The 15,095-nt window shown below is 38.2% G+C and carries 15 protein-coding genes and 4 pseudogenes; all 19 read right to left on the bottom strand.

Annotated elements, in window-relative coordinates; translation table 11 throughout:
* Nucleotides 1-12: 12 nt before the first annotated feature.
* Nucleotides 13-1,012: pseudogene (fliM, locus tag JCM19043_RS03220) on the bottom strand (flagellar motor switch protein FliM).
* A 27-nt stretch (nt 1,013-1,039) separates the two neighbouring features.
* Nucleotides 1,040-1,456: a flagellar basal body-associated FliL family protein gene (locus JCM19043_RS03215; RefSeq protein ID WP_062319941.1), complete on the bottom strand. Its 417-nt coding sequence runs from the start codon at nt 1,454-1,456 to the stop codon at nt 1,040-1,042.
* Nucleotides 1,446-1,667 (bottom strand): flagellar FlbD family protein, encoded by a 222-nt coding sequence (locus JCM19043_RS03210; protein WP_062319939.1) that lies wholly within the window; start codon nt 1,665-1,667, stop codon nt 1,446-1,448. Before JCM19043_RS03210 ends, JCM19043_RS03215 begins: the two co-directional genes overlap by 11 nt.
* A 44-nt stretch (nt 1,668-1,711) precedes the next feature.
* Entirely contained in the window at nt 1,712-2,596 is an 885-nt protein-coding gene (gene flgG, locus JCM19043_RS03205; protein ID WP_062319937.1) for a flagellar basal body rod protein FlgG, read from the bottom strand.
* A 71-nt stretch (nt 2,597-2,667) separates the two neighbouring features.
* A complete protein-coding gene (locus JCM19043_RS03200; protein WP_062319935.1) occupies nt 2,668-3,039 on the bottom strand; it encodes a TIGR02530 family flagellar biosynthesis protein in 372 nt (123 codons plus the stop codon).
* Nucleotides 3,040-3,048: 9 nt separating this feature from the next.
* Nucleotides 3,049-3,498: a flagellar hook assembly protein FlgD gene (gene flgD, locus JCM19043_RS03195; RefSeq protein WP_062319933.1), complete on the bottom strand. Its 450-nt coding sequence runs from the start codon at nt 3,496-3,498 to the stop codon at nt 3,049-3,051.
* On the bottom strand, nt 3,495-4,754 hold the full coding sequence (locus tag JCM19043_RS03190) for a flagellar hook-length control protein FliK (RefSeq protein ID WP_062319930.1): 1,260 nt from the start codon (nt 4,752-4,754) through the stop codon (nt 3,495-3,497). Before JCM19043_RS03190 ends, flgD begins: the two co-directional genes overlap by 4 nt.
* Before the next feature lie 33 nt (nt 4,755-4,787).
* Nucleotides 4,788-5,363 carry a MotE family protein gene (locus JCM19043_RS03185; RefSeq protein ID WP_177220621.1) on the bottom strand — a complete coding sequence of 192 codons (576 nt, stop codon included), beginning with the start codon at nt 5,361-5,363 and terminating at the stop codon, nt 4,788-4,790.
* Between the two features lie 4 nt (nt 5,364-5,367).
* On the bottom strand, nt 5,368-5,814 hold the full coding sequence (fliJ, locus tag JCM19043_RS03180; protein ID WP_062319925.1) for a flagellar export protein FliJ: 447 nt from the start codon (nt 5,812-5,814) through the stop codon (nt 5,368-5,370).
* 6 nt (nt 5,815-5,820) lie between these two features.
* Nucleotides 5,821-7,127, bottom strand: a pseudogene (gene fliI / locus JCM19043_RS03175) (flagellar protein export ATPase FliI).
* A complete protein-coding gene (gene fliH, locus JCM19043_RS03170; protein ID WP_062319923.1) occupies nt 7,117-7,905 on the bottom strand; it encodes a flagellar assembly protein FliH in 789 nt (262 codons plus the stop codon). Before fliH ends, fliI begins: the two are co-directional and overlap by 11 nt.
* The gene (fliG, locus tag JCM19043_RS03165) at nt 7,898-8,908 is read right to left on the bottom strand and encodes a flagellar motor switch protein FliG (protein WP_062319920.1); all 1,011 of its coding nucleotides are present in this window, start codon (nt 8,906-8,908) and stop codon (nt 7,898-7,900) included. Before fliG ends, fliH begins: the two co-directional genes overlap by 8 nt.
* A gap of 11 nt (nt 8,909-8,919) precedes the next feature.
* A complete protein-coding gene (gene fliF / locus JCM19043_RS03160) occupies nt 8,920-10,530 on the bottom strand; it encodes a flagellar basal-body MS-ring/collar protein FliF (protein WP_062319917.1) in 1,611 nt (536 codons plus the stop codon).
* Between the two features lie 35 nt (nt 10,531-10,565).
* Nucleotides 10,566-10,868 (bottom strand): flagellar hook-basal body complex protein FliE, encoded by a 303-nt coding sequence (fliE, locus tag JCM19043_RS03155; protein ID WP_062319914.1) that lies wholly within the window; start codon nt 10,866-10,868, stop codon nt 10,566-10,568.
* Nucleotides 10,869-10,883: 15 nt separating this feature from the next.
* A pseudogene (gene flgC, locus JCM19043_RS03150) lies at nt 10,884-11,338 on the bottom strand (flagellar basal body rod protein FlgC).
* 2 nt (nt 11,339-11,340) lie between these two features.
* Complete coding sequence (flgB, locus tag JCM19043_RS03145; protein WP_062319912.1) at nt 11,341-11,733, bottom strand: flagellar basal body rod protein FlgB; 393 nt, start codon at nt 11,731-11,733, stop codon at nt 11,341-11,343.
* A 614-nt stretch (nt 11,734-12,347) separates the two neighbouring features.
* Nucleotides 12,348-13,133, bottom strand: coding sequence for a GTP-sensing pleiotropic transcriptional regulator CodY (gene codY / locus JCM19043_RS03140; protein WP_062319910.1), 786 nt, complete (start codon nt 13,131-13,133; stop codon nt 12,348-12,350).
* Between the two features lie 15 nt (nt 13,134-13,148).
* A pseudogene (hslU, locus tag JCM19043_RS03135) lies at nt 13,149-14,524 on the bottom strand (ATP-dependent protease ATPase subunit HslU).
* Nucleotides 14,525-14,539: 15 nt separating this feature from the next.
* Nucleotides 14,540-15,085 (bottom strand): ATP-dependent protease subunit HslV, encoded by a 546-nt coding sequence (gene hslV / locus JCM19043_RS03130; protein ID WP_062319908.1) that lies wholly within the window; start codon nt 15,083-15,085, stop codon nt 14,540-14,542.
* Nucleotides 15,086-15,095 lie beyond the last annotated feature (10 nt).

Genomic DNA, 15,095 nt, shown 5'->3' with positions numbered 1-15,095 from the left:
GATAACATACCATCACTCATCATCGGAAGACCCTCCTTTAATTTCATCAATCACCTGCACAGCGACGTTATTTTTTTGGCTACCAGGCTGAACATAAAACAATGGTTCCTCACTTGACTGCATGATTAAAGCTCTTCAATCGATTGATTTAACTTCAATACATCGCCCTTACCTAATTCAAGTAAATCATCAATGGTAATACGTGTTTCACCTAATACCACACTGAGTTCAAGCACCGTTGATGAAATGTTTTTTGTTAATTTCTCATACTCACCAGGTTTCCGTTCTTTTTGGGCTTCATTCTGCATCCAATAATGAACAGATAACCGAGGGATAATCGGCTCCAAGACACATGTGGGATACAAATATTAATCATCCCGCTCGTCTCACCTATCGTCGTATTTAATGACACAACAATTACCGTTTCATTTGGTGATACAAGCTGTAAGAATTGGGGGTTCACTTCAAACTCTTCAAGCATGGGATCGATATCAATCACACTCGCCCACGCTTCTTGTAAGTTGTCTAGTGACTTTTCAAATAGATTTGACATAATGGTAGATTCAATCTCCGTCAAGTTCTCTATTTTATTTAAGCTTGTTCCCCGACCACCTAAAATTCTGTCCAACATCGCATAGGCAACGTTTGGATTAATTTCGAAAATGATTCGGCCCTCGAGAGGCTCCATACTGAAAATATTTAAGACCGTCATTGTTGGAATGGATCGAATAAATTCTTCATATGGAATTTGATCAACTGAAGCGACAGAAATATGCACATAGTTTCGTAATTGTGCTGAAAAATAAGTCGTCAACATACGGGCATAATTTTCATGGATTCTCGATAAACTTCGCACTTGATCTTTTGAAAACCTCAGCGCGCGTTTAAAGTCATAACTTTTTACTTTCTTTTCTTTCTCTTCTTCTTTTAATTGATTGGCATCCATTTCCCCTGAGGATAGTGCGGATAGTAAAGCATCTATCTCATTTTGGGATAAAACCTCATCTGCCATAAACTCACCTCCGGTTCGGAGTCGTTATTACTGAACAATCTTATTGATAAGATAAATGTCCGTAACTTCCCCTTCTTCCATTAACACATTGACTTCATCTTTTAATCGATTTTCAAATCCAGATAAATCACTTTGTAAGGCACTGGACTCCAAATCTACTGTTTGTTTAATTAAAATATTTTTAAACTGAAACATGCGTTTTTCTACTTCTTCTTTAGCATCTTCATTATTCGTAATGATATTAAATTGAAGTTGTGCATAACGATTATCAGCTAAATCAATATTGATTGATTCTGTCGTGTATGAATACTCGATCTGTTCATCAATCGTCAACTCGCGATTAGGATCATCTTGATTCATCAGTATGTAAATAATCGCCGCCATACCTAAAATAGAAACTAAAACGAGGCCGATGATAATATTTTTAAATACTTTACTTGCCATTTGTTTCACCTACCTGCTGATGCCAAGGAAACATGCCGATATTTTTATAGAAGGTTTGTGATAATTGACTTATCTCGGCTTCAGTTTCTCTAACAAAATATTTCTTACCATTCACAAGCGTAATCGTCGTATCCGGTAAAGCCTCAACTTTTTCAATATACATCGCATTTAATGTAAACGTACTTCCTTTAAAATTGGTCAATGTAATCATAATTTAAGTTGGGAGTAAGCCTTTTTAAGGCTTACTCCTACCTCCTATCGTTTTAGATTGACAAGTTCTTGTAAGATCTCATCAGACGTTGTAATAATACGTGTATTCGCCTGGAAACCACGTTGAGCAGTAATCATATCTGTGAACTCCTGTGCTAAATCTACATTAGACATTTCTAATGCACCAGAAACAATAGCCGCTGTTCCATCTGATTCCGGCACAATTAAATCCGGATAACCTTCGACATCATTACTCACCATGCCATCATTGACAGAAGACCGATACATGTTGCCACCAATCTTTTCTAATCCCCCTGGGTTAGAAAACTTAGCCAGAAGTATTTGGCCAGCTACTTGAGTTTGACCTTCTCCATCAATATAGTTAACCGTCCCATTACCTTGAATACTAAAACTCGCCGCGTTTTCTGGAATGCGAATAATACCAGCGTTTCCTCCAGCTGGATTATCACCTACGAGATATTGTCCATTTGCATTGACGATATAGCCGTTTTGATCTAAGTACATATTTCCCGCTCGTGAATACTCTAAATTAACATCGGTAATATCAATGGCGGTATTTAATGTAGCTGAATCCTCAGGTGCATCGACATTTGATGCAAATATAAACATCCCATCACCTTCAAGAGCTAAGTCTAATACACGATTTGTCGTTTGACGATTACCTTGGGTATGGATGTTATCAATAGATCCCATTTGCGATCCCAGTCCTACTTGAATCGCATTAATCCCCCCACGAACATTGGTTGGTTCTGATGCTCCTGAGGTTGTTTGACTCATCATATCTTGGAAAGTTGTCCGCGCTTTTTTATAGCCTGTTGTATTTACGTTTGCGATATTGTTACCTACGACATCGAGTTGTGTTTGAAACCCACGCATACCTGCGATACCTGAATACATTGATCTTAACATCTAAGTTCCTCCTTCTTGTATCTACATCAATCAGTCAGTAGATACACATGCCTCCCAATCTGGGTCCAGCATTAATCAATTATGATTGTTCCATTTATATTAGTGAAAATTTTCTCTGTTGCTTCTTCTCGGTTCATCATCGTAATGACCGTTTGATTTTTGGCACTGACTACTAGTGCCGCTTCATCGGTTAACACAAGTGAATCTGTAATACCTTTAGCCTTTGCTTTTTCAACTTGTTCGGCTATTGAATGCCACTTTGATTCATTCATAACAATGTTGCGCTCAACCATACGTTGTTCTGCATGTTTTGTTAACGTAAGTGTCGATTGTTTTTGTTCAAGGATCGATTGAAACGCCTGCACAGGTTTCTGTGTCGATGTTTTCGGTTTGGATGAGGGCAACATGGCCTGTTTAGGTAGTGGATGAATATTAATCCCCATAAGACCCTCCTATTCTGATGTGTTTTGTGTCGATATTCTTAACACTTCATCGGTATAAATTTTTTGATTATTTTCAAGTTCAATCACCGCAAATCCTTCTTTTTCAGAAATGGCTTTCACTTGACTTGTGATAATCTCTTTTGGTTCAATGATTTCACCAGATTCTTCATCCAGTTTATAATAACTCACTTCTTTTCCTATCATATGGCTATATTGAATAACCGGTGATACCGTTTGATTGTGAACCAATTGTTGAATAGAATTATTCATATTCATCATTTGTTCCAGCGATGAGAAGGTCGTCATTTGTGCGATAAATTCTTTATCGTCCATGGGATCAAGCGGATCTTGATTTCTAATTTGCGCCATTAATAGTTGTAAAAACTCTTCTTTACCCAGGTCACTACTTGGTTCTCGTTTTGGTTGATTGCTTAAGTAATACGAAGAATCTATTTTCACTGGTAAACTCCTTCCTGACTGAGTATCTCACTAAAACTTAATTCGGCTTCCTCGTCTTCTTCAATATAAATGGTGGGTTCCTCTTGATTACTTGCTTGTTCATCTTGTTCTTGATAATCCAGTAATTCAGATGGATGGGCGATTGCCGCTTGCTCTTCTTGTTCCACGATTACTTGATGTGGCGAGAACATGTGACGCAATTCTTTCATATTCGCTTCTAACGCTTCTTTTGCCATTTCTGATGTAGCTATCAGTTTAACAAACATTTCACCATCAATCTCCATCATCTCAACGGTAATCTGACCTAAGTTGTTCGGGTTTAGTTGAAGCTTAATCTGTTGCTGGCCTAAGAGATTTTTGCCAACTTGCATCTTTTGTAAGACAGCTTCAAATTGATCCATCAACTCTTGATTTAACGTTTGTTGATTAGTTGAGGCTGATTGACTTAAATGAATCGTTAATTGTTCTAAAGGCTGGGTACCTTTTGATGTGGCAAAAGCTTCTCCAAATGTCGGTTGTGACTTACCAGATTGACGATCGAGTGCTTGAGCTAACCATTTCGTTATGTCATCGGTCGTGACTTTACCATGAGTGACATATCCCTTTTCACTTAATGCCATGCGCGATTGGAATTTAGCTAGCATATCTTTTAATAGTGTTTGATTTTCTTCTGTTAAAAGTTTACTAGATAACACTTGCTTCATATCGTTAGGTAAACCAGTGAACTGATCAAGTAGCTTGAGCCAATCTTTACTTGATAATTGATCCGTATTTAATTCCTTCAACATAGGCAGTATTTGTTCTAACACAGGCTGTAATTGAATTAAGGTACTCAATTGCCACATATCTTCTTGACTAAGATTGTCCATGTCTATATTGAGTGTCTCCATAAGTGATTCTGTCTCAAGACCTAGCGCCTCTAGTTTTTCTAGTAAAGATGTGATATCTTTTTCACTTAAATCCGCCGCATCTTTTAACATTGATAATAAGGATGGCACAGAAAAACCAGCATCTATATTTAGATCTTGCATCATTGATTCTAAAGACATCGTATCATTTGTATGAGATAGATTATTAACAATCATTCGAATGTTCGACGATGCGTCATTAGTAGAATCAATCATATTTAGACTCGATTGGTCCAACGTCTTTTTAAAGGCTTGTGCATCTCTATTGTTGATGGAATTACCTAAATGACTTGCAGGTTTAGACGCTAAAATAGCCGGTTGATTAAATAACATGTCCATCGTATTCATTATTTCACCCCCTTTCAATAGAAGCTCGTCATGTTACTGATATAACAATTCTGTTAATTCAGCAGCTTTTTCTGCTTCCATAAATGAAAGAATCTCACTACGTTCTTCTGATGGTACGCCTTTTAAAATATCAACCGCAATTGTTGTCGACGTTTCAGAAAGAATACGCGCAGCACTCTCAGGTTCCATATCTGAATAAGTCGATACCATGTCTTCTATCCGTGCTTGTTGCTCATTTTGACTGACGATTTCTGATTGATATTCGGCTAATTGATTATTTAAATCGACAATATCTTGTTCAAGTGCTTCAATTTCGTCATCTTTTTCTGATGACTCCATCATTAAACGATTAATTTGTGATTGATAATCACCAATTTGAGCTAAATATTCTGCTTCCATCGCATCGATATTTGATTCTTCTTCTGTCGTAATCAACTTTTCAATCCCAGGCACACGATTGAGAAAGATTTTAGTATTTTTGACTGGCTCCATGCCTAAAAGTGACAAAACAATATAAATAATCGTGACAGATAATACGAGCGGAATAATAGCTAAAAGTAAATAACTTAGCCAACTTTTTTTCTTTTTTTCTTTTTGTTTCTTCGCCATATTTTCACCGATCCCCATGATTATAATATTGTCTGATGGATGCCTCATCTAACATTTTACTTTCCGTCTCTTTTTCTTTCGTTTTAATCAGTTCCCACTTGTGATCAATAATTTTTTCATACTTCTTCACTTCAACATGTTGATCTGTTAATAATAATCGCTTGCCTTCCATAATGGACCGTTTCTCATTAACCGTTGTTTCAACGTGTCGTATCCGCTTTTTTAATTGCTGCAAGTATGTATGATGGGTCATTAATGACGTCACTGAACCTGACGTATGAAGCGCTTGTTGATATTTATCTTCAATCGTCTCTTTTTGTTTTAGTAATTGATATAACTCTTCAGCAACCGTTTCAAATTCACTAACGGCTGATGTGTACTCTAGCTGGGCTTCGTTTTTTAAATTTTCTTGGTGATGTAATATTTTTTCGAATGCTTGGATATTGGTCATCTGATTTTACCCTCCATATAGTAAGGATTCCACCTGATCAAAAGCCACATCTCGATGACAATTATCTTCAATACCTTGTTTTAAGAACGTGATAATTTTCGGATGCAGTTGAATAGCTCGGTCGACTTGTGGATTAGAGCCGCGCTTATAAGCACCGATTTGAATGAGCTCATAGTTTTCTTCATAGCTCGCTAGGTAACTACGTAATTCATTCGCAAGTTTTTGTTCTTTTTCGGTTGTAATTTGTGGCATCACCCGACTGATAGATTTTAAAACGTTTAAGGCTGGATATTGTCCACGTTCAGCTAATTTTCGATCTAAGACAAAGTGACCGTCTAAAATACCTCGCGTTGTATCAGCGATTGGATCATTTAAGTCATCACCATCAACGAGCACAGTATAAAAAGCTGTAATGGTCCCTAAGTCACTCGTTCCTGTTCGCTCTAACAACTTCGGTAATATCGCAAAAACAGAAGGTGGATAACCTTTCGTTGTTGGTGGTTCGCCAGTTGCTAAGCCTACTTCCCGTTGCGCCATCGCGACACGGGTGACGGAGTCCATCATGAGATTGACATTATAACCACGATCTCTAAAATATTCAGCAATAGACGTGGCGGTATAAGCACCTTTAATCCGCATCAAAGCGGGTTGATCGGATGTGGCAACGATAACGACTGATTTTTTTAATCCTTCTGGACCTAAGTCCTTTTCTATAAACTCTCTCACTTCACGCCCACGTTCGCCAATAAGTGCAATGACGTTAATGTCAGCCTCACTATTTCGGGCAATCATACCAAGTAACGTACTTTTACCGACACCACTTCCCGCAAAAATACCGACGCGTTGTCCTTTTCCAACTGTAAGCAACGTATCAATCGTTTTAACGCCAATCTCAATAGGTTCTAAGATACGTGGACGTTTTAACGGATTAGGCGGTGATTGTTCTGTATTCATCGTCAGTAGTCCTAGCGGGAGTTCTGAACCATCTAAAGGTAAGCCAACAGCATTGATCACTTTACCGACGAGTCTTTGTCCCACTTTAACCGTTAAAGGTTTACGCGTCGCTTCAACTAAACTACCTGGCCCTATATCGTTTATCTCAGTGTATGGCATTAACACCACAACATCATCATGAAAACCAACGACCTCTGCCATGATTTTGTCATACTTTGATGTATGAATGTAACACACTTCCCCCATTTTCACTTCAGGTCCTGTTGATTCAATCATCAAACCAACCACACGTTTGACCTTGCCAAAATGGTATAAGTCTCAGTAGCATCGATAGTATCAACAAGTTGATTAATATCCACGTTGCATCTCCTCCATCGTTTCCGTTAATGCCTCATGAATTTTTTCTAATTGTCGATCAACACTCACATCTAACTGGCCACTAGGTGTCTCAATGACACAACCACCTGTTGGCAACTTATCGTCAGGTAAAACAGATAACATAACGCCGCGAGTTAACACGCGAGATAGTTCATCTGTTTGAGAATGGATCAAATCAAAATCATGAATGCTCACTCGAATACGGATAATTGTTTGATCGTGATACGCTTTAATAGCTTCTTTTACGATTGGTAAGAGTGCGTCTTTTGACATCACTGAATCAAATACGACTTTTTTCGCCACGAACATAGACAGTTCTACTATATCGGTATGGGCTTTATCAATGATGATTTCTCGTTCTTGTTCCGCTTGATGAATAATTTCATTGGCTTTTTCAATACGTGATGAAAAGTCCGACATCGCTTGTGCCTCACCCGCTTCATAACCAGCTTGATAGCCGTCATTCTGAGCCGATTCAATCAACGCTTCCTTTTCAGCTTCCCAGTTAGTTTTAGCTTGTTCGATGTCTTGTTGCGCCTGTTGTTTCTCTTGTTCTATTTGTTGTTGTACGTTTACTAGCGCTTGGTTCAACTGTGCTACTTCATCGTTTAAATGTGCTTTTTGTTGTTCTAATTGTTCAATTTCTGAGAGCGACTCATCTTCTTCGATTATGTGATTAGCAGAGGCTGTATCTTCGACTTTAAACTGAATCGGTTTCAATTTAATTTCGCGAGGTTTAAGCGGTTTAAAATCAGACAATGATATCATCTCCTCCACCACGTGCAATCACAATCTCACCCACTTCTTCTAGTCGACGAATCGATGCAACAATACGCGTCTGGGCTTCCTCTACATCTTTTAGACGAACAGGTCCCATAAATTCCATTTCTTCTTTAAATGTTTCCGCCATACGTGAAGACATGTTACTAAAGACGACTTCTTGCACTTCTTCACTAGCGACCTTCAGCGCAAGACGTAAGTCATCATTCTCAACTTCTCGAATGACACGTTGAATGGCTCGGTTATCAAGCGTAACAATATCTTCAAAGACAAACATCCGCTTTTTGATTTCTTCAGCCAGTTCAGGATCTTGAATTTCTAGCGCATCGAGAATTGTCCGCTCAGTCGAACGATCGACCCCGTTCAACACTTCGACAACTGCCTGTATACCACCCGTTTGGGTATAATCTTGTGTTACCGTTGATGAGAGTTTCTGTTCTAAAATACGTTCCACCTCATAAATGATTTCGGGTGAGGTTGAATCCATTAGTGCAATACGCTTTGCGATATCCGCTTGCATCTCTTGCGGTAACTCAGAGAGAATCTGACCGGCTTGTTCATTATCCAAGTACGATAAAACAAGTGCAATCGTTTGCGGATGTTCCCCTTGAATAAAGTTTAGAATTTGATTCGGATCCGTTTTGCGCGCGAAATCAAACGGCTTTACTTGTAGCGAAGACGTTAGTCGACTAATGACGGCTTGTGCTTGTTCCGCTCCTATCGCTTTTTCTAATACCGTTTTAGCGTAAGCTATACCACCTTGTGCAATATAATCTTGCGCGAGAGCAATTTGGTGGAATTGCTCTAGGACGTCTTCTTTTTGATTATTATCAACTTTTTTCACTCCTGATATTTCAAGTGTGAGTTTTTCAATTTCTTCTTCTGTTAAATGTTTATAGACTTGAGCAGACACATCTGGTCCAAGTGAGATAAGAAGGATTGCTGCTTTTTGTCTACCTGTTAACTCTTGTTGTTTTGCCATTTAGACTCCCCCTAATCCTCAGAAATCCAGCTGCGGAGTAATTTCGCAAAATCATCCGGTTTCTCAGTCGCCATTTTCTCTAATTGCTTACGTTTAATAGAGCTTTCAGTATCTTCTGGCTCTTCAATCTCCGGTATTTCTGTCGTTCTTGTTTCTTCAGACATGTACATGCCTTCTCCTGTAACGGTCGTTTGTTTAGGCTTTCTTATAATTAAGATGACAATAACTCCTATAAGCGCTAATAATACGACACCAATCGCCACATAAGCCCACATAGGCAAGTTAAAGCCTCCTTCATTTGTCTCTCTTGAAATACCGTTAAACGTTTGGAAAACGATGGATGTTTTTTCTGCAGGGTTTATATCCGTGATATTACCATCAATAGATGTCGTAATAATTGAATCGAGGATGGATTGAACGCTTGCTTGTACCTGTTGTTGTTCCTCTACAGTTAACAGTTCAAAATTTCCTTCTTCATCCGTCGTTGCTTTTGTATTATCAACAGCGACTTGAATACCTAAATCTCTCAAACGATAAGGACTTTCGCTAATTTCGCGTTGAATACGATTGAATTCATAATTGATGGTATCTTGCTCTAGCTCATATTCACCAACACCACTTCCATCACCAACAGGATATTCAGTTACATCCTCTTCACCTGTACCAGCAGCTGCCTCGTCAAGCGCACCTTCGCCTTCATACGATTCACGAATCGTCTCTAAGCTAACCGGAATACCTTCCATTGCTTCTTCGTCAACGGGTTCAACGAGCTGTTCAACCCGATTTTCTTGCGTGAAATCTAAGTCAGCCGTCACCGTTGCGATGACTTTTTCTGGTCCAATCATGACGGATAACATTTGTTGCACGCGCTGTTGCAAGTCACGCTCAATTTCTTTTTTGATCGATTGTTGTTGCGCAAACACATCTGACGTAGAATTAATATTATCATTATCTAAGTTATAATAATTAAAGTATTGATCCATTATGACGATATTATCAGTAGTAAGTTTCGGAACAGCTTTTTCAACGAGATGATAAAGCGCCCTTACTTGTTCGTTATTAAATTGATGCCCCGGCTCAAGGCTCAAATTAATAGCAACGGATGTTGAGTCTGTCTGTTCCGTAATAAAGACGGATTCTTCCGGAAGGTTAATCATCACATTTGCTTGGTCAATGCCTGAAAACCCTGACAATAAATTCCCTAACTCAGATTGCATCGCATCGAGTTTAATCATATCGAACTCATTATCTGTCACACCCCATGACGTGTTCGCACTAAAGAACCCATAGTCAATTTGACCAGAGTCCGGAATACCTTGGGCTGCGAGTTCGACGAGCAAACCTTCCGCTTGTCCTTCTGGGACATAAATCGTGGTTCCACCATGACGCACTTCATGTTCAATCCCGCGTGTATCGAGTTCGACTTTCACTTGTCCTGCCTCTTCTTGCGATAAGTCTGAATACAGCTGAACCATTGGGGTACGTGAAAAGAAGATGGTTCCGCCAATAACGATAATCAAAAACAAGATAACTGATGAAATCATCAATCCCTTTTGTTTAGTTGAACGTTGACGCCAGAAGTTTTCAATTGTTTCTTTAAGTTGTTGTAATTTCTCTTTCATTCTGCGCCTCCATACCAATAAAAATCACTTATAAATTAAAGTTGCATTCGCATCATTTCATTATAAGCGGTAATAACTTTACTCTGAACTTCAACAGCTAAATTCAGCCCGACTGAAGCTTTTTGAGCTGTAATCATCACATCATGAAGGTCATCAATTTGTCCGTTCACGAGTTGTTCTGTCTTAGCCTGTGAATCTAGTTGTAACTGATTCACATCATTTAAAGCATCTGTCAGCACATTTTTAAATGAGGCACTGTTGGCCTTCGGTTCAGTTGTCATGTCCGTTTTCATTGTTGGAGGAGTCATAGGTTGGATGAAATTTGTTTGAATCGTCATAGTTTACCTCCTTAATTACTTACCAATTTCTAATGCTTTCATTAACATGCCTTTTGTCGCGTTAAGCGCCGTCACGTTTGCTTCATAAGAGCGCGTGGCACTCATTAAGTCTACCATTTCTTGTAGTGGATCGACATTGGGCATTTGTACATAACCAGCCTCATCTGCATCTGGATGATTTGGATTATAAACAGTAACAAACGGGGCATCATCTTCTGTGATACTTGCTACTTTCACACCATTCACACTCTTATTCTCATCACTTTTTATCCGGGAAAATTGATCCCTAAACTTGGTGAGTCTGTCTGAAAGTTCACGATTTTACGGCGATATGGTTCAAACTCTCCGTCTTCATTCATTCTCGCCCTCGTTGAGTCAGCATTAGCAATATTTGCAGAAACGGTGTCCATTCTTAGTCTCTGGGCGGTAAGTGCTGAACTACTTATATTCATACCATTAAATACTGACATCCTTAACTTCCTCCTCTAATAACCGACTGTAAGCTATTAAATTGTCCATTCATTCGATCAATCAAGGCATTGTAATAAATCTGATTTGTAGCCAAATTCGACATTTCCTTATCGACATCGACATTATTCCCATTATGGTTATACGATGTGCTGTTGTTCGTTGTCACATTAAATTGACTGTTTACTTCATTAAAGTTGAAATGTTTGTCATGTGTTCTTTTTGTTTGCATGTTAGCTGTTAATTCATTGTTTAATATTGATTTAAATGCTACTTCTCTTGCTTTGTAATTCGCCGTATCTACATTTGCGATATTATTAGCAATTGTTTTGTTATTGAGCGCGGCATAATCTAAACCGTGTTGCAGCGAATCAAAAGTTCGACTAAAAAACGTCATTCTAATTCTCTCCTTATAGTTACATAGATAGTAATCTCTTGTCATTGTAGATGAAAAGATTGGGATTGTCTATGTTTGATAGCGATTCCAGAACAAGGGCATAGAACGCATTTTTACCTATCTAAAAAAATGTATTTAAGTCCATATAACCATTGCGTTTTTATTTTTTTCTCATGTGTTTTTAATCTGAATTTCATCACGTTTTAATCTTACTTTTTATGGATTTGTTTTAGTATTTTTTAGTATTATTCCACCTAAACATTAGCATGAAATTCCTTATTATAGCAACGCGATTTACACCGTCTTAACACATGGTATATTATATCATTTTTATTTCTCATTAGCATTATTTTTCTTCAAAAGGCTAAATCCTAAGAAAAATAGTCAATATCAGGATTTGTAATTTACTATTTGTTCCTCCCATTCTTATATTTGTTACGGCTGGATGAGTGAATGAGTTTAATCTCCTATATCTTTAGACTGAAATTTTATTAAGTTGAGTATAAGACGGCGACAGTTCGACGTTTATGCTACCAATAAAATACCTCAAACTAAAAAGTCAACATCGATACGTGAGATCGATGTTGACTTTTAATGACATACTTTTAATCACTTTAATTTTGAGACGATTTTAATTTTTGCAGTTCAACAAGGAACTTGTCATTTAAGACTTTAATGTAAGTCCCTTTCATACCAAGAGAGCGTGATTCAATCACACCTGCTGATTCTAATTTACGCAAAGCATTCACAATCACTGAACGGGTAATACCCACACGATCAGCTATTTTACTTGCAACTAAAAGACCTTCTTTACCATCAAGTTCAGCAAAGATATGTTCAATCGCTTCTAACTCACTATAAGACAATGAGCTAATGGCCATTTGAACAACAGCTTTTGACCGTGCTTCTTGTTCGATTTCTTCTGACTTTTCATGCAAGATTTCCATACCAACAACGGTTGCACCGTATTCAGCTAAAAGTAAATCATCATTATTAAAATCAGTATTTAAGCGGCTTAGAATCAATGTTCCTAATCGGTCCCCGCCACCAATAATCGGTACAATCGTCGTTAAGCCATCTTTAAATAAATCTTTATTTTCCACAGGGAAAGCTGTATATGGGCTATTTATATCCATATTTGATGTGGTCTCTTTAATATTAAATAAACTTTCCGTATATTCTAACGGGAATTGACGTTCTTCTAACATAGCTTTCATTCGCGGATTTTCAATTTGTTGATTAATTGAGAAGCCAAGCAACTTCCCTTTACGACTGACGACGAAGATATTCGCACTCATAATATCTTGAAGTGTCGATGCTACATCATTAAAGTTAACCGACTTTCCCGTTGTCCCTTGTAATATTGAATTAATTTTTCTTGCGCGTAGTAATAATTCCATAGTTATCCTCCATTATTATAAAATATATTGGCTTAAATCTTTGTCTTTTGCTATTTTTTCTAACTTATCATCGACATATTGTGGTGTAATTTCAATCTCGACCATAGCCATCGCATCTGCTTCAAATGATAAATCTTCTAGTAGTCTTTCTAATATCGTATGCAGACGTCGCGCGCGATATTATCGGTTTCTTGATTCACATGAAAAGCAACTTCAGCGATGCGTCTAATTGCCTCATCAGAAAACGTCACCGTTACTTCTTCCGTTTTTAATAACGCTTGGTATTGTTTAAGCAACGCATTTGAAGGTTCTGTTAAAATTTTAACGAAGTCATCCACCGTCAGTTTTTCAAGTTCTACTCGAACAGGGAATCGGCCTTGTAACTCAGGGATTAGATCTGATGGTTTTGACATATGGAAGGCACCCGCTGCAATAAATAAAATATGATCTGTCTTTACCGGGCCATACTTTGTGATGACAGTAGATCCTTCAATGATCGGTAAGATATCCCGTTGTACTCCTTCACGCGAAACGTTCGCATCACGTGAAGATTGACCCGCCACTTTGTCAATTTCATCAATAAACACAATACCCGTATTCTCTACACGATCACACGCCGTTTGGTAAACGTCATCCAAATCAATAAGCTTTAGTGCTTCTTCTTGCTTTAACACTTCTCGCGCTTCTTTTACGGATAATTTGCGTTTTTTCATTTTTTTCGGCATCATGTTTGATAACATATCTTGCATCTGTTCTATTCCTTGATTATTCCCAGTATCAAACATACCCGGCAGTTGTTCTTCCACTTCAATAGTAATCAGATGATCTTCTAATTCACCTAAAGCTAATTGTCGTTTCATCTGATCATGTTTTTGCTTTTTATCTTCTGTTGGTTCATCGTCTTCTTCCGGATTGGAAGATTGATTAAAGAACATTTCAAATGGATTTTTAATTGCGTTCTGTCCTCTTTTACCACTTGGGGCTAAATAATCTAATAACCGCTCATTAGCAAGCGCTTCTGCTTCGTCTTGTACGAGCAATGTCCGCTCTTCTTTCTCTAATCGAATAGCTGACTCAACCAAATCACGAATCATTGATTCAACATCACGCCCGACATAACCTACCTCAGTAAATTTTGTTGCTTCCACTTTGATAAAGGGTGCCCCTACAAGTTTTGCTAAACGTCTGGCGATTTCTGTTTTACCTACACCCGTTGGCCCAATCATTAAAATGTTTTTAGGTACCACTTCATCGATTAAGTCATCCGCTAGTTGCATGCGTCGATAGCGATTTCTAAGTGCAATCGCAACAGAACGTTTCGCTTGACGTTGACCAATAATATAATGATCAAGTTCTTTCACAATCTCTTTTGGTGTGTATTCTTTTTTCATTTTGTCACCTCTTTACTACACTAATTCTTCAATGACTATTTGATCGTTTGTATAAACACAAATCTCTCCAGCGATCGTTAAAGCATGTTGAGCGATTTCTCTTGCGGTTAAATCTTTAGCATATCGCTTCAAACTACGTCCGCTTGCAAGAGCATAATTGCCACCAGATCCAATGGCTAGTATGTCATCATCTGGTTCAATCACTTCCCCTGTACCTGAAACGAGTAGCATGGTGTCTTTGTTCATAACAATCAACATCGCCTCTAATTGTCTAAGCGCTTTATCACTGCGCCACTCTTTCGCCAATTCAACCGAGGCACGGGTTAAATTACCATCGAATTTTTCTAAATAGGCTTCAAACTTCTCAAATAATGTAAACGCATCGGCGACAGAACCTGCAAAACCTGCAAGTACTTTCCCTCCAAATAAACGTCTCACTTTCTTTGCTTTATGTTTCATGACAACAGCATTTCCCATTGTCACCTGTCCATCACCACTCATCGCACATTTGCCTTCATGGCGCACAGCAAAAATAGTCGTCGCATGAAATTGTTCTGGCATTCTTTCACCT

It is taken from the genome of Halolactibacillus sp. JCM 19043, from assembly GCF_001310395.1.
GTDB classification, from domain to species: Bacteria; Bacillota; Bacilli; order Bacillales; family Amphibacillaceae; genus Halolactibacillus; species Halolactibacillus miurensis.
The sequence above is the reverse complement of the archived record's forward strand: the minus strand, read 5'-3'. Positions and strand labels throughout refer to the sequence as shown.